At 43.9% G+C, this 20,545-nt stretch carries 21 protein-coding genes; 9 read left to right on the top strand and 12 right to left on the bottom strand.

Annotated features, from left to right (window positions below; all coding sequences use genetic code 11):
• Positions 1-31: 31 nt before the first annotated feature.
• The 5 genes from MHN81_RS00655 to gpmM form a co-directional block, all read right to left on the bottom strand.
• Positions 32-451, bottom strand: coding sequence for a CBS domain-containing protein (locus MHN81_RS00655; RefSeq protein ID WP_023399808.1), 420 nt, complete (start codon positions 449-451; stop codon positions 32-34).
• A 98-nt stretch (positions 452-549) separates the two neighbouring features.
• A complete protein-coding gene (locus tag MHN81_RS00650) occupies positions 550-1,311 on the bottom strand; it encodes a divergent polysaccharide deacetylase family protein (protein WP_023399809.1) in 762 nt (253 codons plus the stop codon).
• Between the two features lie 115 nt (positions 1,312-1,426).
• A complete protein-coding gene (locus MHN81_RS00645; protein ID WP_023399810.1) occupies positions 1,427-2,650 on the bottom strand; it encodes a S41 family peptidase in 1,224 nt (407 codons plus the stop codon).
• A 38-nt stretch (positions 2,651-2,688) separates the two neighbouring features.
• Complete coding sequence (locus tag MHN81_RS00640; RefSeq protein WP_023399811.1) at positions 2,689-3,834, bottom strand: peptidoglycan DD-metalloendopeptidase family protein; 1,146 nt, start codon at positions 3,832-3,834, stop codon at positions 2,689-2,691.
• A 2-nt stretch (positions 3,835-3,836) separates the two neighbouring features.
• Positions 3,837-5,381 (bottom strand): 2,3-bisphosphoglycerate-independent phosphoglycerate mutase, encoded by a 1,545-nt coding sequence (gene gpmM, locus MHN81_RS00635; protein WP_023399812.1) that lies wholly within the window; start codon positions 5,379-5,381, stop codon positions 3,837-3,839.
• Between the two features lie 272 nt (positions 5,382-5,653).
• Here gpmM and MHN81_RS00630 point away from each other — a divergent pair, with 272 nt between their 5' ends.
• The 4 genes from MHN81_RS00630 (at position 5,654) to gpsA (ending at position 7,925) form a co-directional block, all read left to right on the top strand.
• Positions 5,654-6,085, top strand: coding sequence for a rhodanese-like domain-containing protein (locus tag MHN81_RS00630; protein ID WP_023399813.1), 432 nt, complete (start codon positions 5,654-5,656; stop codon positions 6,083-6,085).
• Positions 6,086-6,097: 12 nt separating this feature from the next.
• Entirely contained in the window at positions 6,098-6,355 is a 258-nt protein-coding gene (gene grxC / locus MHN81_RS00625) for a glutaredoxin 3 (protein WP_023399814.1), read from the top strand.
• A 76-nt stretch (positions 6,356-6,431) separates the two neighbouring features.
• On the top strand, positions 6,432-6,914 hold the full coding sequence (gene secB, locus MHN81_RS00620; RefSeq protein ID WP_023399815.1) for a protein-export chaperone SecB: 483 nt from the start codon (positions 6,432-6,434) through the stop codon (positions 6,912-6,914).
• A 3-nt stretch (positions 6,915-6,917) separates the two neighbouring features.
• Positions 6,918-7,925: an NAD(P)H-dependent glycerol-3-phosphate dehydrogenase gene (gpsA, locus tag MHN81_RS00615; protein WP_239424785.1), complete on the top strand. Its 1,008-nt coding sequence runs from the start codon at positions 6,918-6,920 to the stop codon at positions 7,923-7,925.
• A gap of 53 nt (positions 7,926-7,978) precedes the next feature.
• Here the strand turns inward: gpsA and MHN81_RS00610 are convergent, their stop codons facing one another.
• Positions 7,979-9,142, bottom strand: a complete 1,164-nt coding sequence (locus MHN81_RS00610; protein WP_023399817.1) for a DcaP family trimeric outer membrane transporter — start codon at positions 9,140-9,142, stop codon at positions 7,979-7,981.
• A gap of 368 nt (positions 9,143-9,510) precedes the next feature.
• Between MHN81_RS00610 and acs the strand changes: the two genes are divergently transcribed.
• Together acs and MHN81_RS00600 are read left to right on the top strand one after the other, a co-directional pair.
• On the top strand, positions 9,511-11,451 hold the full coding sequence (acs, locus tag MHN81_RS00605) for an acetate--CoA ligase (protein ID WP_023399818.1): 1,941 nt from the start codon (positions 9,511-9,513) through the stop codon (positions 11,449-11,451).
• Positions 11,452-11,543: 92 nt separating this feature from the next.
• Positions 11,544-12,197 carry a response regulator transcription factor gene (locus tag MHN81_RS00600; RefSeq protein ID WP_023399819.1) on the top strand — a complete coding sequence of 218 codons (654 nt, stop codon included), beginning with the start codon at positions 11,544-11,546 and terminating at the stop codon, positions 12,195-12,197.
• A gap of 38 nt (positions 12,198-12,235) precedes the next feature.
• Here the strand turns inward: MHN81_RS00600 and purU are convergent, their stop codons facing one another.
• The 4 genes from purU to MHN81_RS00580 form a co-directional block, all read right to left on the bottom strand.
• Positions 12,236-13,066 carry a formyltetrahydrofolate deformylase gene (purU, locus tag MHN81_RS00595; RefSeq protein WP_239424784.1) on the bottom strand — a complete coding sequence of 277 codons (831 nt, stop codon included), beginning with the start codon at positions 13,064-13,066 and terminating at the stop codon, positions 12,236-12,238.
• 144 nt (positions 13,067-13,210) lie between these two features.
• Positions 13,211-13,804 (bottom strand): Crp/Fnr family transcriptional regulator, encoded by a 594-nt coding sequence (locus tag MHN81_RS00590; protein ID WP_239424783.1) that lies wholly within the window; start codon positions 13,802-13,804, stop codon positions 13,211-13,213.
• A gap of 37 nt (positions 13,805-13,841) precedes the next feature.
• A complete protein-coding gene (locus MHN81_RS00585; protein ID WP_239424782.1) occupies positions 13,842-14,708 on the bottom strand; it encodes a DMT family transporter in 867 nt (288 codons plus the stop codon).
• Positions 14,709-14,731: 23 nt separating this feature from the next.
• Positions 14,732-15,550 carry an arylamine N-acetyltransferase gene (locus MHN81_RS00580; protein WP_239424781.1) on the bottom strand — a complete coding sequence of 273 codons (819 nt, stop codon included), beginning with the start codon at positions 15,548-15,550 and terminating at the stop codon, positions 14,732-14,734.
• Positions 15,551-15,749: 199 nt separating this feature from the next.
• Here MHN81_RS00580 and MHN81_RS00575 point away from each other — a divergent pair, with 199 nt between their 5' ends.
• Positions 15,750-16,391 carry an NAD(P)H-binding protein gene (locus tag MHN81_RS00575; RefSeq protein ID WP_239424780.1) on the top strand — a complete coding sequence of 214 codons (642 nt, stop codon included), beginning with the start codon at positions 15,750-15,752 and terminating at the stop codon, positions 16,389-16,391.
• 10 nt (positions 16,392-16,401) lie between these two features.
• On the opposite strand, the gene MHN81_RS00570 is transcribed toward MHN81_RS00575, so the two are convergent.
• Complete coding sequence (locus tag MHN81_RS00570; RefSeq protein WP_239424779.1) at positions 16,402-17,181, bottom strand: helix-turn-helix transcriptional regulator; 780 nt, start codon at positions 17,179-17,181, stop codon at positions 16,402-16,404.
• A gap of 100 nt (positions 17,182-17,281) precedes the next feature.
• Between MHN81_RS00570 and MHN81_RS00565 the strand changes: the two genes are divergently transcribed.
• A complete protein-coding gene (locus MHN81_RS00565) occupies positions 17,282-17,998 on the top strand; it encodes a glutamine amidotransferase (RefSeq protein WP_239424778.1) in 717 nt (238 codons plus the stop codon).
• 89 nt (positions 17,999-18,087) lie between these two features.
• Positions 18,088-18,573, top strand: a complete 486-nt coding sequence (locus MHN81_RS00560; protein WP_023399827.1) for a MarR family transcriptional regulator — start codon at positions 18,088-18,090, stop codon at positions 18,571-18,573.
• Positions 18,574-18,582: 9 nt separating this feature from the next.
• Here the strand turns inward: MHN81_RS00560 and MHN81_RS00555 are convergent, their stop codons facing one another.
• The gene (locus MHN81_RS00555) at positions 18,583-20,535 is read right to left on the bottom strand and encodes a BCCT family transporter (RefSeq protein ID WP_023399828.1); all 1,953 of its coding nucleotides are present in this window, start codon (positions 20,533-20,535) and stop codon (positions 18,583-18,585) included.
• Between the last annotated feature and the right edge of the window lie 10 nt (positions 20,536-20,545).

Raw genomic sequence — 20,545 nt, 5'->3', positions numbered from 1 at the left:
CGAGAGGCTTTTATCTTAATTGATTGGGGTTTTAAGACAGCAAAGCCGCCGCGAGGCGAACAAAATCAGATGAGGTTAGTATCCCCAGTAATTTATTGTTTTCGTCAACCACAGGCATGCAGCCATGGCGGTTTTCGACAAAGTAAGTAACGACTTCATGTAAGCTCTGCTGTGGTGTCACGCTGGCAAAGTCCTGCGCCATGGCATCACTGACTTTTTCCTGCTTTTCTTTTCTCTCTAATGCCAAATTACCGTAAGTAGATAGAATACTCATCACTTTGGCTATCATGATTTTTTGTGTCAACATGCCCACCAAATGACCTTCTTCATCGATCACGGGAATATGACGAATATTTTTTTCGCGCATTAAGTTGTGTGCATCGTGCAGGGTATGTGACGACTTAACGGCGAGTGGATCTGGGGTCATCAGCTGTTCAACAGTATGCAGCATAATATTTTCCTGTAAGTGAACCTTACTAGTAGGTATAACTGAAAATGACTCGATTTGCCTGTGGCTAGATCAACAAAATTTGCAACAGAGTTCGATTTTTACGGGCTCAAAGTTGGCGTGTTTTGTAGTGCAGCCAGACGAATATATTTGTTCTCTACTAAGGTAGAGAGCGGCACAAGCTCGAAGCCTTGGTCTTGCAAATCGCGCAGGGCATCACGTAAAAACCGTTGAGTTTTTGGATAGGGGTGAGCAATACCTATCGCATATCCCTGTTGTGTGGCAATCGTTTTTAGTTGATTGAGCTGTAATTCTAACTGTTTGCTTTCTAGCTCGTTGTCCAAAAAAACATGTCTGGCTATATTGTTGACACCATAGATATTGGCTACGGTTTGCGCCTGACTATAAGGGGTGGTGCGGCTGTCCAAAAAGTACAGCGACCGTTTTTTGAGAATTTCCATTGTCCATTTCATGGGCTCGTCATGTTGTGTCAGTGCTGAGCCCATATGATTATTTACGCCTTTCACATGAGGTAAACTGGAAAGTGCATGTCCAAGTGTTTTTTGCAATTGCCACTTTTGCATGTCCAAGGTCAGCCCACCAGGCCCCAATGTTTTATTGTCTAAAGATTGCATGGGAATGTGTAAGATCAGCTCTTTGTTTTTTAACGCTGCTTGGTAAGCAAAATGTTGTGAGAATGGCGTATGGGGTAAAAGCGCATAAGTCAACTCACCCGGTAAATTTAGAAATTCCAGATCCCGTTGATGGTTGCCAATATCGTCTATCACAATCGCAATTTGTTTGGCATCACAAACAAATGCTACTAGACAAATGAATGTAGTAACTAATTGTATTAAGCGCACAAAGTTAAATCACAGTTCTATTGTTATGTTTTATGTTGGTCGATACATTATGTTCGACGCTTTTATCATCTAACCTAGCACGTTTTTTATACCGATAAAAGCGTCTAATTTTTCATTAATTTACTGTAGGTTGCTGTTTTGTCACTAATTGACGAGCAGCATGCCAGTGTTGCTCAAGCCGAGAGTAGAGATCTCTGTTGGCTTTATCATTGCTCATTATAGCCGTTTTATTGAGGCTCGATAGGGTGTTTTTACTGTACTCGATATCCGGTTTTATCCCAGTGCCTTCAATCGATTGTCCCGATGGCGTGTAGTAGCGAGCTGTGGTTAGTTTTAGGGCGCTGGTGCCATTACCTATGGGGATCAAAGACTGCACTGAACCCTTGCCAAATGATCCTTGTCCCAATATCAAAGCGCGTTTATTGTCTTGTAAAGCGCCGGCCAAAATCTCTGCAGCTGAGGCGGACTGTTTGTTAATTAATACCAAGATGGGTGCACCGTTTAAAATATCGCCTTGCACAGCATAAAATTTCTGATTCGCATCGAAAAAACGCCCCTTGGTTGTGACGATTATTCCACTTTGCAAAAACAAATCAGATATTGCGACCGCGCTGTTGAGCGTGCCACCTGGATTGTCTCGTAGATCAATGATAAGACCTTTTAAAGAAAGGCCATTGTGCGCAAACAGCATGTTGATATGTCTGGCAACATCATGGTAACTGTGATTGTTAAATGAAGAGATAGAAATATAGCCAATGTCTCCGTTGAGCAGTTTACTGGTGACACTCTCTAAGGTTATCTCTTGACGCCGCAGCGCTAAAGTAACATGCGCTTCAGCGCGCTCGACTGTGATATGAATGATAGATAATTTTGCTTCTCTGAGTAACTTTGAGACTTCTGAAATACTCTTATTGGTGACATCATGTGTGTTGACGGCAACTAATTTATCCCCACCTTCAATGCCAGCTTGCTCCGCAGGTGAGCCGGGTAATGTATCGACAATAACAATGCGATTTTCAATCTCTTCTACTTCAATGCCGATCCCGGTATAGCGGCCATTGGTCGCACTAAAAAGGGTTTCTAGCTCGTGCTCATTTAAATATTTAGAGTAAGGGTCTAGCTGTTCGAACAGCTCGTTGAAGTTGTGTTGTTTAATATGCGAAGTGGGGACTTCTTCAACGTAGTAAGTTTGAATATGGTATAGAATTTCTTCCATATGGGCATGGCTAATTTGCTTGGCCTGCACATTGGATAATAAGAAGGAAAGTAGTATCGCGCATAGAATTATAAGCGCTCGTTTTTGAATATCGGGCGGGGAAATAGAGACGAAGTATTTCATATGCTGCTCCTAGTGACGGGGCAGCATAGGTTATTCATTTAACTTGATCTGCACCACTTAACTGGATTCACAGCGCTTCCTTTATGCCGTATCTCGAAGTATAGTCCAGGATTTTGCTGTCCGCCGCTTTGTCCGACTAATGCGATTGGATCGCCCGGGTTAACGTGATCACCGACATCCCTTAGCAGGGTTTGAGCGTGCCCATATAGGCTCATAAATCCTTTGCCATGATCAAGTACAATGACCCAGCCGAAGCCATTGAGCCAGTCAGCATAGACCACATGCCCAGGCGCAACGCTGTTTACTTCTGTACCGGTTTGACCTGCAATTACAACGCCTTTCCAATTCATTCCGACATGTTTTCGCTGGCCAAATCGCTTCTTTAGTTTGCCCGACAATGGCCATGCTAGCTTGCCTTTTAGGCGCTGCAAGCCATCTAGCTGGGCAATAAAAACTTCTTCTGACGGCGCTTGTACTTCAGCTAATGCTTCCAGCGTAGTTTTTAGTGTCGACTCATTTTCTTCTAGGTAGGCAATCGCAGACTGAGTTTTTGACAATTTGTCGTTGAGCTTGCCTAAGTGGGTTTGACGTTGCTGTTGAGCAAGTTGCAAATCATTTTGTCTGATCTGTTGCTGCTCAAGAAGTGCAACCAACTGTTGTTGTGACTTGGTTAATGCCTGTTGGTTTTTTTCTAGTTCAACAAAAACATTCTTCAGGTCTTCTAATTGGTTTATTCGCGCTTTGTTGAAATAGTCGTAGTAGCTAATTGTACGCTCCAATGCTGATGTTTTTTGCTGGTTGAGCAACATCTTGGAGTAATCATGGCTACCTGTAACGTAGGCACTTTTGAGCTGGGCTGCAAGCAGCTTTTGCAATTTATGTTTGCGGCGATTGAGCTGTGAGCTTTCGCGTTCAAGTGCATATTGCTGCTGTTTGTTCTCGCTGATCCCCTGTTGTGTTAATGTCAGGGCCTTTGCGCTGCGCGCTATTTCAAGCTCAAAAGATTGCAAACGTTGTTTAAGCGCACTGAAGGACGCTTTTTGTTCTTGATAGGCCGCCTGACTTTTTTTAAGTTCAGCCTGAACGGCAGCCAAATCTGCTTTGGTTTGTGACTCATTGGCCGCGACATTTGTCGAAGCCAGTGAAATCAAAAATGCAAAGCCGGTAAGTGCGCCTCGTACCATATTTACTTAAGGCGCATAATTGGCGAACCGGTCATTTCTGCTGGCTGCTCTAAACCCATTAGGTGTAGCATTGTAGGTGCTACGTCACTAAGTGTTTTGTTTGCCTGTGGCTCAGCGTCACGACCAACATAAATAAATGGAACTGGCTCACTGGTATGCGCGGTGTGCGCTTGGCCTGATTTGGGGTCTTGCATTTGCTCCGCATTACCGTGGTCAGCTGTTATAAGTGCTTCACCACCATGTTCTTTCAATGCAGAAACGACGCGACCAATACAATTATCAACTGCTTCACACGCTTTAACCGCCGCTTCAAAAACACCTGAGTGACCAACCATATCGCCGTTTGGATAATTACAAATAATGGCGTCAAATTCACCGCTTTGAATAGCTTCAATTAGCTTATCAGTAAGCATCTCAGAGTTCATTTCAGGCTGTAGATCATATGTGGCAACTTGAGGTGAAGGGATAAGCTCTCGCTTTTCACCTTCAAATAAGTCTTCGCGTCCACCGCTGAAGAAGAAGGTAACGTGTGCGTATTTTTCTGTTTCAGAGATACGTAGTTGAGTTTTATTGTGCTTGGCAAGCCACTCACCTAACACGTTATTTAGTTTCTCAGGTGCAAACGCAATTGGTGCATCAATGTCCGCTGCGTACTCAGTCATCATCACAAAGCTGCTAAGTACAGGAGTCTTCTTTTTCTCAAAGCCGTTAAATTCGGCGTCAACAAACGCGCGAGTCATTTGTCTTGCACGGTCAGCTCTGAAGTTTAAGAACAAAATCGCATCGCCGTCGTTGATTTGTGCCGCTTGCTGGCCCGCCGGCACAATTGTCGTCGCTTTAACAAACTCGTCATTTTCATCTCGCTGATAAGCGGCTTCAAGCGCTTCAACTCCATCGGTAAAGGTAAATTCTGCTTCACCACAGACCATTAGGTTGTATGCTTGCTCGACACGCTCCCAACGGTTATCTCTGTCCATTGCGTAGTAGCGGCCAACAATAGAGGCTAAACGGCCTGTACCGAGAGTTTTAAACAAGTCTTGAATGCGTTCAATCGATGCTTGAGCACTGCGTGGCGGTGTATCACGACCGTCTAAGAATGCGTGGAAATAAATCTCTTTGGCACCGCGCTGCGCGGCAAGTTCGATACTTGCGACAATGTGGTCTTCATGACTGTGCACACCACCTGGACTTAATAGGCCCATTAAGTGCACAGCTTTATTGTGCGCGACAGCATCGTCAATGCTTTTTACCAGTGTGGGGTTATGTGCAAATTCACCATCGTCGATGGCTTTGGTGATACGAGTAAAGTCTTGATAGACGATACGACCAGCACCCAAATTAACATGACCTACTTCAGAGTTCCCCATTTGGCCATCAGGCAAACCGACATCTAATCCAGACCCTGAAATAAGCGTCTTTGGTTGTGATTGCCACAGCTCATCAAGTACAGGTGTATTAGCTGCGAGGATAGCGTTGCTTTGTGTTTCTTCTCTATATCCCCAGCCATCTAAAATCATAAGTACCAGTGGTTTTTTCTTCGTAGTCATTTGGGCTCCTGAAAAATGCACGATAGATGGCGCATAGAATACCTTGTTTAGCGCGAAAATTCAGCCCTGTGCTGGTGATTTATGTTCAAGATTGATTAATCTAATGGCAACTCCTTTCATATAAAGGCTTCATCAGCGCGCGTGCGCTCGCTCTGATTTGGGTATTGGGCTTGCGGTGATGTGCACTGATAACAATAGGTTTGTACCAAGACCCGTAAAAAAGTATACTCGCTGCACTGTAAGTTTTATCTGCTAACTAAGTGGCAAGGTCCATGGAACAATATATTACTTTTTTCACCAATCACCCTGTATTAAGCGTTATCTGGGTCGTCCTAGCAATCATGTTAGTACACAGCTGGTATAAAAGCCGTTTTTCGTCAGTCCGCCCAATTAACCCGCAACAACTGACTCTGTTGATCAATCGTGAAGATGCACAAGTACTCGATATGCGTGGCAAAAAAGAGTTTACCGCGGGTCGTATTGCCGGTGCTGAGATGATGAATGTCGACAAAGCCAAACAAAATGACTTTGGCGGACTTGAAAAGTACAAAACAAAGCCCATTATACTTGTGTGTAATACAGGTATGACGGCCAATAATATTGCTGAAAGAATGCACCAACAGGGCTACGAAAAGCTTTATGTGCTTTCAGGTGGCATGAGTTCGTGGCAAAGTGCTGGACTACCAACGACAACTGGAAAGTAATTGGAGTAATAAATGAGTAACGATGTAATTATTTACACTAAAGATTATTGTCCTTTTTGTCATCGTGCGAAGGCGCTATTGGATAGTAAAGGCGTCACATATACAGAATATGATATTGCTGTACAGCCTGAACTTCGTGAAGAGATGATCGAAAAAGCAAATGGCGGATATACCGTGCCACAAATTTTTATCAACGGTCAGCACATCGGTGGCTGCGATGATATGATGGCGCTTGAGGCTCAAGGCAAACTAACTCAATTATTGGCTTAGTCGAGCGAAATTAAACATTTCTAGCATTGTATTGATAAGACAAATGCTGTTTATATAAAAATTTATAGGAATAATAATGACTGAACAAAATCAAAATGTTGCAGCGGAGCAGCAAGAAGGCCCACAATTCAACATCCAGCGTATCTATACTAAAGATGTATCTTTTGAGACGCCAAACTCACCAACAATTTTCCAAAAAGAGTGGACGCCTGAAGTTAAACTAGATATGGATACACGTTCAGCTAAATTGGATGAAGGCGTATTTGAAGTTGTTTTAGCATTAACTGTGACTGCGACAATTGGCGAAGAGACAGCTTTCCTATGTGAAATTCAACAAGCTGGTATTTTCTCTGTAGGCGAGTTGGAAGAACTACAACTTGCTCATATGCTTGGTGCATTCTGCCCGAACATTCTTTTCCCATATGCTCGTGAAGCAGTAGCAAGCCTAGTAAACCGTGGTACTTTCCCACAGCTTAACCTGGCACCTGTAAACTTTGACGCACTATTTGCACAGTACATGCAACAACGTGCAGGTCAAGAGCAAACAGCTGACGCATAATTTATGAATACATCACAGTCTGCTGTGACCGTATTAGGGGCGGGGTCGTATGGCACCGCCCTTGCTATTTGTTTTGCTCGCAACGGTCACCGAGTTACTTTATGGGGGCGCAATCAAGCTGATATTGAACAGCTTGCTGATGAGCGTCAAAACCAACGTTACCTTCCTGATATTAAGTTTCCAGATTCATTGACGCTGGAAGTTGATCTTGCTCGTGCTGTTGAGGCGAGTCAGATTATATTGGTGGTGGTTCCCAGCCATGCATTTGCACAAACACTTAAGCAAATTCAGCCCCATTTACAAGATGGTGCACAAGTGGCGTGGGCGACTAAAGGGCTTGAGCCTGATACTGGGCGCTTGCTAGAAGAGGTTGCTAAAGAAGTACTGGGTGAGTCGATTGCATTGGCCGTGTTGTCAGGGCCCACTTTTGCTAAAGAAATGGCTGCTGGTTTACCCACTGCAATTTCTGTCTCAGCGAGAGATGAAGCGCTGCGCACTGAGCTAGCCAGTTTGTTGCACTGTAGTCGCTCGTTTCGAGTATACAGTAATGATGACTTTATCGGTATTCAACTCGGTGGAGCGGTGAAAAATGTGATCGCCATCGGCGCGGGTATGTCTGATGGTTTTGGCTTTGGTGCCAATACGCGCACAATGCTGATCACAAGAGGTCTTGCTGAATTGTGTCGTTTAGGCTGTGCACTGGGCGCTAAAACGGAAACTTTTATGGGTATGGCAGGACTGGGCGACTTGATCTTAACTTGTACGGATAACCAATCTAGAAACAGACGTTTTGGATTGGCGCTGGGGCAGGGGAAAAGTGTTGACGATGCAATGAGTAGCATTGGTCAAGTTGTTGAAGGTTATCGCAATACCAAAGAGGTTTTTTTACTGGCAAAGCGCAGTGGCATTGAAATGCCAATCACAGAACAAATTTATCAAGTTCTGTATGAGAAAAAGGATGTTAAAGAGGCTGCGATGGCATTATTAGGCCGAGAGCAAAAGTCAGAATAAGATGTAAAAAAACCACCATAAGGTGGTTTTTTTATTTGGCCTTCTGGGAGAAATTAGAAGGCGTATTTCACTGAAAGTTGTAGTCTATCCAAATCACCTTCTGCACCACTTTGTACTTCTCTGTTTGCGACTTTATATTCAGCCCCAAAGGTGAGTTTTTTGACAGGAGAATAAAGAATATTTGCGCTGTAACTGGTGGTCATATCAGTAGGATCTTTGGTGATATTTAGCAAGCTCGTATCATTGTCGGCGCTGAAATACGAATAGAGGAAAGTTGAACGCCACTGTGAATTCCAATAGTGTTGATAGGCTATAAACCCGGATGTAGAGTCAATTGCATGGAGATCTTGCCCGTCATACACTGCACCATGCGCTACATTTAACCCTACGTAACGTCCTAACCCCTGTCCATGTGTGAGCATAAATTTAATATTGTTTTTGCCAAAATTCACTCGGCCGGAAGCGCTTATGCCATACGAACTTTCCGTTTCGTCTGCTGCACCGAGTTTATAAGTCAGTTGTCTAGCGAGTGCTGCAACCGTAAAGTGTCCCCAGTCGGCTTTGTAGTTGTATCGCGCTGTAAAATCGGGCATTTGCGCATCATCGGTGACTTTTCTCTCTCCGCCCTCAGTTGTTACTGTACTCTCAGGGTTTTCCGCAGAGAACGACCAGTTGCCAATGGTATATTTTGCCATCGCTTGGCGCACGAATACTGTGCCTTCAGCTGGGCCAACAAAATCTAAGGTTTCTGGCAGTGCGCTCACATTTTGGAAGTTGGACCATGCCTGTCCAAATAGCCACCCTTTATAAGTGACAAAGGCTTGTCTAATCCGAGGCGAATAGGAATTACTCACGCGCTCATTTCCACCTATTGAAGCGATAAAGTCTAATTCAATTTTTGTTTTTATGGTGCTGCCATCATCCAGCTTTGATGCGGTGCCAAAATTAAACCGAGATTGGCGCGCGTGCATATCAAAAACTGCATCTTCTCCTGTGCTAGGCACTACCGGAGTGGTACCTGGAACATAAAAATCTCGTCCAATATGTTGTGATCCCAGTGTGCCATCCGAAAAATCACTCCAGATAGCATCGAGTTTGATATATCCACCGTAACTTACTTCTGTATTGCCGAGGTTAGCAGCGAGAGCTTGGCTGGAAAGTAAGCTAGACACTGCAACTGCAGTTAGTTTCTTATTTATATTAATTTTAGTTGTCATAATGGAGTTCCTATAATACTGCCGCTTAGTTGCAATGCAGAGAATTATTTCGTCATTCACTGTTGATGATGGGTGGTCTTAACTCAATTACCCATTGGTCTATGAGACTAAGGTTGAATAACGGAGGTCGGCTCTGAAATTGCCTTTGGCAATAATTAATTACACTTATACTTATGTTGTTGTCAGGTGCTCTCTGGTTTTAGATTGAGAGAGCCAGTATGCTGATGCTCGTTAATGTATAGTTAATTAATCCCAATTTGGATAAACTTAAAGCAACAATTACAACTAAGGTCTAATACTTAATCGCGTGGTTGTAAGTGATCCTTGAGTGAAGCCGTAAAAGGCAAGTAATTAATATGGAGATGAGTATGTCACAGAGCATTTATCCGGTACCTGAAGCGATCAAGCAGGCTGCACTTGTAGATAATGAACAATATCAAGCACTGTATCAGCAGTCTATTGACGACCCCGCGGGGTTTTGGGCTGAACATGGTAAACGCCTCGACTGGTTCACACCTTTTAATAAAGTAAAAAATACTTCGTTCGATAAAGGCCATATCAGTATCAAGTGGTTTGAAGATGGTGTATTGAATGCCTCTTACAACTGTATCGATCGTCACCTCGCAAAAAATGCCAACAAAGTTGCCATGATATGGGAAGGTGATAACCCAGAGCAAAGCGAAAATATCACGTTTCAAACATTACACGATGAAGTTGCGAAGCTAGCAAATGGCTTGAAAAAGTTAGGCGTTGAAAAGGGCGACCGAGTTGCTATTTATATGCCTATGACGCCTCAAGCAATATATGCGATGCAGGCTTGTGCGCGCATTGGTGCAATTCACTCGGTGGTTTTTGGTGGATTCTCACCTTCAGCGATTGCAGATCGTATCAAGGACTCTGGCGCTAAAGTAGTGATCACGTCAGATGAAGGTCGTCGTGGTGGCAACTCTGTACCGCTCAAGGCCAATGTTGACGAAGCGGTTGCACAAGATTCAGTAACGACCATTGAGCATGTCGTCGTACACCAGCTTACTGGTGGTGAAGTTGAATGGAATGCCCATGATGTATGGTGGCATGAGCTAGTGGCCGATGTACCTGCGCAATGCGAACCAGAGCCTATGAATGCGGAAGATCCGCTATTCATCTTGTATACCTCAGGTTCGACAGGTCAACCAAAAGGGGTGGTACATACTACAGGTGGATATCTGGTATATGCGTCAATGACACATGAGTATGTATTTGACCTTAAAGAAGATGATGTTTTTTGGTGTACAGCGGATGTAGGTTGGATCACAGGACACAGCTACATGGCATACGGCCCATTGGTAAATGGCTGTACGCAAGTTATTTTTGAAGGTGTACCTACATACCCTAATTCTGGCCGTATTGGTGAAGTGGTTGATAAGCACCAAGTAACCATCCTGTATACGGCACCGACTGCGATTCGTGCGCTAATGGCAAAAGGCGATGAGCCAACAGCCAGTTCTAAGCGTACAAGTCTGCGCATTATGGGTTCTGTAGGTGAGCCAATTAACCCTGAAGCGTGGGCGTGGTACTACGAGCAAATTGGTAATAGTGAATGTCCAATTGTCGATACTTGGTGGCAAACCGAAACTGGTGGCATCATGATCACGCCTTTACCAGGCGCCATAGATATGAAACCAGGCTCGGCGACTCGTCCATTCTTTGGCATTGCGCCAGCATTGTTTGATGCAGAAGGTAATACACTCGAGGGTGCAACCGAAGGTAACTTGGTGATTCTTGATAGTTGGCCATCACAAGCTCGTACAGTTTATGGCGATCATGAGCGTTTCGAGCAAACTTACTTCTCTGCTTACCCTGGTGTGTACTTCACCGGTGATGGTTGTCGTCGCGACGAAGATGACTATTACTGGATTACTGGCCGTGTTGATGACGTATTGAATGTATCTGGCCATAGACTGGGCACGGCTGAAATTGAAAGTGCGCTGGTTGCCCACGAAGCGGTTGCAGAAGCCGCGGTTGTTGGTTACCCGCATGATATCAAAGGTCAAGGGATTTATGTATACGTGACACCAAACGAAGGTGTTGTGGTTACAGACGACTTGACTAAAGAAGTCAGAAGTTGGGTCCGTAAAGAGCTGAGCCCAATTGCATCACCAGATATGATCCAGTGGTCACCAGGCTTGCCTAAAACACGTTCGGGTAAGATTATGCGTCGTATCTTGCGTAAAATCGCTGCCAACGAGTACCAGCAGCTGGGTGATACATCGACGCTTGCAGACCCAAGTGTAGTCGATGAATTAATTGAAAATCGTTTAAACCGTTAATTGAGCGTTAAAAACTTGAAATTTAGCGAATTCTAAACGTACTATATCGGCTGTCTTAATACCAAAGACAGCCGATTTTTTAGGAGCTATGCATGAATCAGTTTTTAATTGCGGATGATCACCCCCTATTTAGAGAAGCATTAAAGGGGGCTTTGCAAAATCAGTTTGAAGGCCTTGAAGTAATTGAATCAGAAAACTTTGAGCAAACATTAGAGCGGTTGTCGCAGTATGATGACTTAGACTTGTTACTTTTGGATTTGCATATGCCGGGCAATGGCGACTTATACGGCCTGATCCGGATCCGCGAGGACCATCCATCACTGCCTATTGTTGTGGTGTCTGGCAGTGAAGATCTCAATGTTATTTCTAAAGTAATGGGTTATGGTGCGATGGGATTTATTCCGAAAGCATCTTCATCTCAGGATATTGTCAGTGCGCTACAGCAGGTGCTAGATGGTGAAAACTGGCTACCGGCGGATATCAAAGAAAAAATAAATGATCTTGACGGCGAAGACCGAGAGCTTGCGCAGCAAATTGCTTCATTGACACCGCAGCAGTATAAAGTATTGCAGTACCTGCACGAAGGCTTGTTAAACAAACAAATCGCTTATGAGTTAAATATCTCAGAGGCAACGGTCAAAGCACATATTACGGCAATCTTTCGTAAACTGGGTGTTTATAACCGTACACAAGCAGTCTTAATCGCTTCAAAACTACAATTAGAACCCATCGAGGCGGCAAAGTAGCACATCGCTACTTTTGCACCTTGCTAAAAACTGAGCGCTTATTTAAATACCACCGTTTTTGTTCCATTGATAAAGAGCTTGCGCTCTGATGCTAATTGAAGCGCGTTACAAAATACCGCTTTTTCAATATCTCGACCTATTTTGGCCATGGCCTCTGCATTGTCGGCATGGGTTATTTGAGTTACATCCTGAACAATAATTGGACCTTCATCAAGCTCATTGTTAACGAAGTGCGCAGTCGCACCAATTATTTTGACGCCGCGTGCAAACGCTTGGTGGTAAGGTTTAGCACCGATAAAAGCGGGTAAAAATGAATGGTGGATATTGATGATTTTGTTCTCGAACCGAGCAACAAATTCAGGGCTCAAAATTCGCATATATTTGGCAAGCCCGATCAAATCAGGCTGATAGTTAGCGATTAAGTCACCGACTTGCTGATCATGTTCTGTACGGCTTACCCCTTCATGAGATATGCAGTGGAATGGGACATTGAATGCCTCAGCGAGTGGTTTTAAATCAGGGTAATTGGCAATGACAGCTTGTATTTCAATATTGAGCGCATTTTCATATTGTTTGAGCAATGCACCACCTAGGCAGTGTGCTTCTTTCGTCGCGAGTAAAACGACTTTTACTTTGGTTGGACTGTGCAATTTGATTTGTGCATCATCAGGCAAATTCATTTGTAGCTGAGAAAGAAATAGGTTTGTTGGCGAGCCCGTTAACTCCGTGCGCATAAAAAAGCGCTTGTTGTCTGTGTCTACAAACTCATTGTTGCGAACAATATTTAAATTATGCTCATGACATAAACTGGTGATTTTTGCTATTAATCCAATTTCATCACTACATTGTGTTGTTAGTATATAACTCATGGTCCTCATTCCATTTACTAAGCGGTTGTTCAGATTACCGTAGTGAAAAAAAATTGTAATCTTCTAAATGAATTGTTTATTCAAAAATGAGTAAATTTCACGCGCAAAAAATTATGCTATCCTCGGCTATATTTATTTTACCTGTTACATTGCCAGCTTCCGACGGATACGGCTTAGCGCAATTGGCGTAATACCTATGTGTGATGCCACCATTTTTAATGGAACGCGTTCACTGAGTTCAGGGTTTCTATCAATAAAGTTTAAGTACCTTTGCTCTGCACTGTGGTGAACAAATGCGTACTCGCGTTCTTCTTTTTTGATAAATAGGTTTTCAAGTAGGCGAGTATAGGCTTCTAAAAAGCCGGGATGCAGCTTCATGGTATTGAAAAAGTTGTGCCATTCAAATTCGAGACAAAGTACATCATCAAGGGCTTCAATGCTAAACAGTGCTGGTGTATTTTGTGTCATGGCACGTGTAGAGCCCGCAATACAAGGCGCACAGGCGAAAGCTTGGGTAAACTCTTTCCCCTCAGCAGAGACGTTAAAATAGCGTACGTCTCCTTGCGTGATAAAAAATAAGTTGGGGGCGGGGCTGCCTTGGCTCATCAGTAAAGCATTTTTAGGATAGTGTTTGAGTTTGCCCTGTAATCCAAATTTTTGAAAATCATCTGCGCAAAGCGGTTTGTCCTCGGTACTGAAAAAAGAGACGAAATCAGCGAGTTTGTGTTGTATGTTCAAACGGCATTCCTTGATAATTCGACTTTATAGGAACATGTTATGGCGATCGTGATATCAAGTAAAGTGCAAAAGATGCAACTAATAATGCGGGTATACTGAGTAAAAGCTGAGATAATCCGCCTTGAAAAAATAACACAAATGCGGGCACCAAATAAGTCATGGCTAAAAAGGTATTTGGGCTGACTTGTTTTAATAGCTTTTGTTGTAAAAAGAAAGTCCCAAGAGTTGTAAACAAGGTTAAATAGATAAGCCACGTCCAAAATGTATAGCTTTGCCACACCAAGTTTGTCAGGTCACCATAGAGCAGCATTACTGGCACTAGTAATACACTGCCAAGCGTTACAATGTAAAATGTGCTGGTGAGTGCAGGCAGTGCTGTCGCCCACTTTTTTATCAGTAACACATGCATCGCAAGGCAAAAACAAGCAACTAAAAATATGCTGTCACCATATTGCCAAGCGCTTAAAATCGTTAGGTCTTTTGGGCCGTTTACCAGCATCCAAATAGCACTCGCCGTGCCAATTACAAAGCCGAACAGTTGACTTATACGGGTTTTTATACCAATAAAAACAAAGCTCAATAGCACACTCATTAGTGGCAATAAGGTATAAATGACCGCGGTTTTTTCCGCTGTGGTGGTTTTTAATGATTCAAATAAACCGACAAAGAACGCCACTAAAAAGCAGCTTATCAGCGCATATTGTACAACTTGTTTTATGGTTAAACGGGCGAACCCTGAGCGCCAGATCAGTGGCGCGAGGCAAATACTTGTCAGAATAAATCGCAGGCACGTGGCCGTAATGGGGCTTGCGTAAGGTAATAACTTGCCTGAGACGACAAAAGAAGAAGATAACAAACCGACCCATACTAGCATCAGTACGGGCTGCGCGACAGAATGATTCATGATTTTCTCACCTAGGTAATTGGTTAGCTTGCCTGTGCTTGCTGCGAAAACTTACTAAATAAATAAGCACAGACGGCTTCGTCCAAATTTAACGAAAACTGCACTTGGAGTAATTGGTGTAACTGCGCAGCACTCTCTATTTTTGTGATTTCTGTATGTGAGGACGTAATATGGTGGTATTCGCCATTTCTCAAAGAGTGGGTTTCATCTAGCGTCTTTCGGCTGACAACTAGGTTATTCACAAACGCAGCATTGGGGTGCTTATGTGAATAGAAGTGGCTCAGTTCGCAGTCAGCTTCGCTGTAATAGTTGAGATCAAATGTATACAGCGTAAAAAATTCGCCATTCTTCAATACCTGAAAACAGTAATCTTGCGCCTGATTCTGAGTGATCCGGTAAGTCATATGACCTTGTGGTTGTGGCACATCTAACTTCAACTTGAGTGGGTATATAGCTCCTTGGGGGCCAAATCCAACATCAAATAAATACTGTTCACCTTGATAGGTGACTAACGTGGCTCTGTGTGTCCTTGGCACCTCTACATCTCTGTTGTAAACAACTTTAGCAAGCAGCAGCTTTACGTCAAAACCTAGATGTTCTAAGACGTGGAAGGCCAGCTTGTTGTGTTCAAAGCAGTATCCACCAAATTGCTTTTTGGTGATCTTAGTAAATAGATGTGCAATATCTAAAGGTAAAGGCTGTTTTAACACCGCAGATACGCTGTTGAAGGTGTGCTTGGCAACATGTCTACTTTGCAGCTGTGCTAAAAAAGTTTCGTCAAGCGGGTGGTTAGAAAGCGCCAAATCGGTTAGATATTCGTTCACAATTTGCAGATCAGTCATCGCTTTTATTCCTTGTCATTCAGAAGAGTACCCAGCTTAATCGCGGTGGAGCATGCTGTAATGAACCTAGGTTTATTTTGAGATTATTTTTATTTTTTTACTCAATTCTGTTTGCACTAAACCTAGGTTAATTTCTTAACGCTCACCAGAGGTTAAATTGAGTGTGTTGTTAACGCAAAATAACTCAAAGGAGAAGCAAATGCGTATCACAGTATTCGGTGCAACAGGTAATGTGGGTCAAGCGGTCGTGGCCGAGGCTATCCTTCGTGGTCACCAAGTAACCGCGGTAACAAGGGATCCACGTAAAGTCGCAGAGCTACCTGCGCAGGCGTTTGCGCAAGTAGGTGATGTGAACAATATTGGCGATGTGATCCGCCTCAGTGAGGGGCAAGATTTAGTGATCAGTGCAACGCGCCCAACAGCAGGGCAAGAGAAACAGCTTATCAATATTGCTGAAGCCTTGTTAACCGGGCTAAGAGAAACACATACACGACTATTATTGGTCGGAGGGGCGGCCTGTTTAACGGTTCCTAATTCTGATGGCAAGCTGGTACTGAATGATGAATCCTTAGTCCCCGCAGGTTGGAAAGACATAGCACAAGCCTGTTTTGAGCAATATCAGCTTTGTGTCGCCCACCACAATCAAAATTGGAGCTACGCCAGCCCTTCAGCTTTGATAGGAGTTGGTGAGCGCACGGGGCAGTATAGAGTGAGTGAAGGTGAGCTGGTGGTGGACAAAACAGGTAAATCACATATTTCTTGGCAAGACTTTGCGTGTGCATTAATCGATGAGGCTGAGACTGCTCAATATGTTGGTAAAGTGTTTACAGCTGGGTACTAGGAATAAGGATTCATTGGTTTGAGGTAAGGGTTAGCTTTCGATATTGATTCGGTGTTTGTCTAAATAGTTTTTTGAATGCGCATATATAGGCTGAGTCAGATGTATAGCCTAATGTCAGTGCGATGTCATGTACACTGCGCTCACTTTGCAGCAGGCGCAGTGACAAAACGAGGCGGATATGTTGACGCCAAGCGCTAAATGATTGCTTAAATTCCTTTGCAATTAACCTGCTTAATGTTCGCTCTGATGCGCCGACTTGTTGAGCCCACTGTGCGAGGGTATAAGGTGTATCTGGTGCATCGATTAGCGTCGTGAAGAGTGCATTCAAACGTCTATCCTTTGGCGTAAGCAGGGGGATAGTATACGCTTGTGCTGTGGCTAGCTGGTCGCCCAGTACTTGCAAAAGATGATGTATTATCTGCGCTTTTGCATTTTCAATCTGACCAATTATTTCCAAAATAAGGGCTTTTAAAAAAGGGGTTACTAAACAAGTTTGAGCATGTGCAGGAAACCCGACTTCTATACTAGGATTGATATACACAGCTAAGAATTGGGTATCACAAATAGCCTCAGAGGCGTGCCAAGTGTTGGCAGGCACAAAAAGTAACGCGTTATGGGGCAGTACCACCTGGTTGCCATCGCTTTGTGATTGTATTAACCCCGAGCGCGGAAATATCACCTGATGCCATGGATGCTGATGCCATTTATCGACGAAACCCGCTGGCATGATAAGGTGCTTTGAGAAAGCTGCTTGGTCAGGGTGTTGTGCTATGAGCTGATTGGCATCCATACTGTTGGCGGTTTTTCGATGTTTTATGTCTTTTAGTTTAAATTAAGCCAGGGCAAATTGTTATAGGATAATCGCATCAAGCAATGACAGGAGCAAAGTGATGCGGATCCACTTTATTGTACACGAACATTTTGAAGCGCCCGGCGCATTTGAAGATTGGGGTAATTCAATAGGCGCGAAGATCAGTTACTCTCGTCTCTATGAGGGGCAAGCGCTGCCACAGTGTAATGATGATATAGACATGTTGGTGGTTATGGGAGGGCCGCAAAGCCCAGCAACCAGCGCTTTGGATTGCCCTCATTTTAATGCCCAAGCAGAGCAGGCGGTCATTGCACGCGCTATCAAAGAAAACAAAATGGTCATCGGTGTTTGCTTAGGCGCGCAATTGATTGGTGAAGCGCTAGGCGCAAAATTTGAACCTAGCCCAGAGCGAGAGATTGGTAAATTTCCCATAGTCCTGAGCGATGAAGGCTGCGGCCATCCCTTGTTCAATCATTTTTCGCCAAGTATGGAGGTGGGGCATTGGCACAATGATATGCCTGGCTTAACGGCATCCGCAAAGGTGCTAGCAAGCAGTAGTGGGTGCCCAAGGCAAATTGTTGAGTATCAACCGTTGGTATATGGATTTCAGTGTCACTTGGAGTTAACCACTGAAGTGGTTGGTATGTTGATAGAGAATGAGGATTTCAGTGATGCAGGTAGTGACCGTTTTGTCGAGCCACCTGAGCACATCATCGCTCATGACTACACGCATATGAACAAGATGCTAGCATTGTTCTTAGACAAGCTAGTGGCGCGTTATTTAAGCACTTCATGATCCCGAGTTTGTAGTGCTTAATTATTGTGGTTCAACGGGTTTAATCGGATTATACTGCGGTTGTTGGTATTTATCGGTAGCGTTATTAAATGGAAAAGTACGAAGAACTATTAGTCTCAATAAGAAAAGTGATCCGTGCCATTGACTTGCACTCTAAACAGCTCAATAAGTCATCGGGGTTAACGGGTCCTCAACTACTTATTATGCAAGAAATAGCGCGAGTTAAAGGTGTGACGGCAAGCCAAATTGCCAAAAATGTTAACCTCAGTGCCGCGACCGTGACGAATATACTTGACCGCCTAGAGAGTCGAAATATCGTGGAGCGAGTGCGTAGTTCTTTGGATAAGCGTCGTGTGAGTTTATTTTTATCCCAGCAGGGAAAAAGTTTACTAATTGATGCACCGCAACCATTGCAAGAGCACTTTATTCAGAATTTTTGTGAACTAGAAGAGTGGGAGCAATCTTTGTTGTTGTCTTCCATGCAGCGTATCGCAACCATGATGGATGCCAATGAGCTTGATGCTGCACCGGTGCTTGAAATCGCACCGATGAGCCAAACCGAATCGGGAAAATAAATAGAAGTGCTACTCTCGTAGCACATTCAAAAAGTGGAGGTGCTTTTGGTACTGTGCTAGCACATCATTGATAATTGCACTTTCTGACCAGCCCATAATGTCATAGTTTTGGCCGCCTTCACTTAAATACACTTCAGCCCGATAGTATGAGTCGCTATCAGTGATATCATTTTGGGTAAAGTCCGGTTGCAGAGCCTCACTTTTGTATACGCCATAGACAAAGTCATGTTCATCGCCATGATGCACGGTCAAGATCACCGCGGCATTGTTCACCTTAACCTCAGCATCCACTTGGTTATTATCAAATTCATCACGGACTTTTTTTAGTGCAGGTTTCACGTCTTTTAGAATAAACTTGTCGACCTTGCCTTTAGCTGGTGTCGCGATGAGTAGCGCTAAGCTTTCTTGCCAAGTTTGTTCATCGTTTACCTGGTTATCAAAAGTCATGGGCATAGTATGTGTACTGCGTTTGGCGTCATCAATACGCAGTGCACGGATCAGCCCATAACAAGCGACCAGTAATACCAATGAAAAGGGGAGGGCACTGACAATCGTCAACGTTTGTAGCGCATCTAAACCGCCTGCAAGGCTTAGCGAAGCTGCAACAACACCAACACCGATGGACCAGAACAGGCGTTGCCACAGCGGTGTATTGTTATTACCGTTTGAACACAGCATATCAATAACCATAGCCCCAGAATCACATGAAGTAACAAAAAATACCACAATCATAATGATAGATAGACCGATCAAAAACTCCGACATTGGGAAGTTTTCTAAAAATACAAACAGCGCCACAGCGGAGTTGTTACTCACCATGTCTGATATGCTCGTTTTACTCTGCTCATAAATCATCGCCAATGCTGAATTGCCAAAAATGGTCATCCACAACAGGGTAAAAGCGGTTGGAATACAGGTTACGCCAATGACAAACTCACGAATGGTTCGGCCTTTGGAGATACGAGCGATAAACAACCCGACAAAAGGTGCCCACGCTAGCCACCAACCCCAGTAGAAAATAGTCCAACCGCCTATCCAATCTTTCTTTTCATAGGCATACAGGTTAAAGGTGGTAGACACAATATCGGATAAATACTCTCCTACATTTTGCACGTAAGCTTGGAGTAGAAATACACTTGGGCCGATAAAGAAAATAAGTGCCAGCAATACCACGGCCAATATCATATTGGTTTGCGATAAAATTTTTATTCCTTTATCTAACCCTGTTGCAACAGATACGGACGCCAGTGCAGTGATGGTGATCATGATGATGACTTGATTTTGTACAGAGACATCAAATGAGAATAAGTAGGCGAGTCCAGCATTGACTTGTGCCGCCCCTAGACCCAGTGAAGTAGCAACACCAAACACGGTACCGACCACAGCAAAAATATCTACTGCGTGACCAATTCCGCCATGGATCCTATCTCCAATGATAGGGTACAACGCTGAACGCAGCGTCAGTGGCAATTTGTGACGGTAGCTAAAGTAAGCCAAAATCATCGCAACAATGGCATAGATGGCCCAAGCGTGAAAACCCCAATGGAAAAAGGTTATTTTCATGGCCTCTTTAATGGCTTCTAGCGAACCACTCTCTTGCGTTGGTGGCGAAACAAAGTGCATAACAGGTTCAGCGACACCAAAAAACATCAGCCCTATCCCCATACCGGCGGCAAATAACATAGCCAGCCAAGTTGAGAAGCTGTAGTCAGGATCTGAATGGTCTGGCCCGAGCTTAATCTCACCAAATCGAGACATACTTAAATACGCGACCAAGCCTAAAATGATGGCGACAGTTAAAACGTAAAACCAACTGCCATTTTGGGTAATAGCTGACTGAGTGATGGAAAATAATGAGGAAGCCGCAGATGGGCTTAAAACGGCAAAAATCACCAGCGCTAGTACAACTGCTGAGGAGGTGTAAAAAACGGGGAGATTGAGCAAGGAGTTGTCTTTTTTCATAGTGAAACTC

Origin of the sequence: Pseudoalteromonas sp. Of7M-16 (genome assembly GCF_022347805.1) — a bacterium.
GTDB classification, from domain to species: domain Bacteria; phylum Pseudomonadota; class Gammaproteobacteria; order Enterobacterales; family Alteromonadaceae; genus Pseudoalteromonas; species Pseudoalteromonas luteoviolacea_F.
Note: the sequence above shows the minus strand (reverse complement) of the source record. Positions and strands in the feature narration are given on the sequence as shown.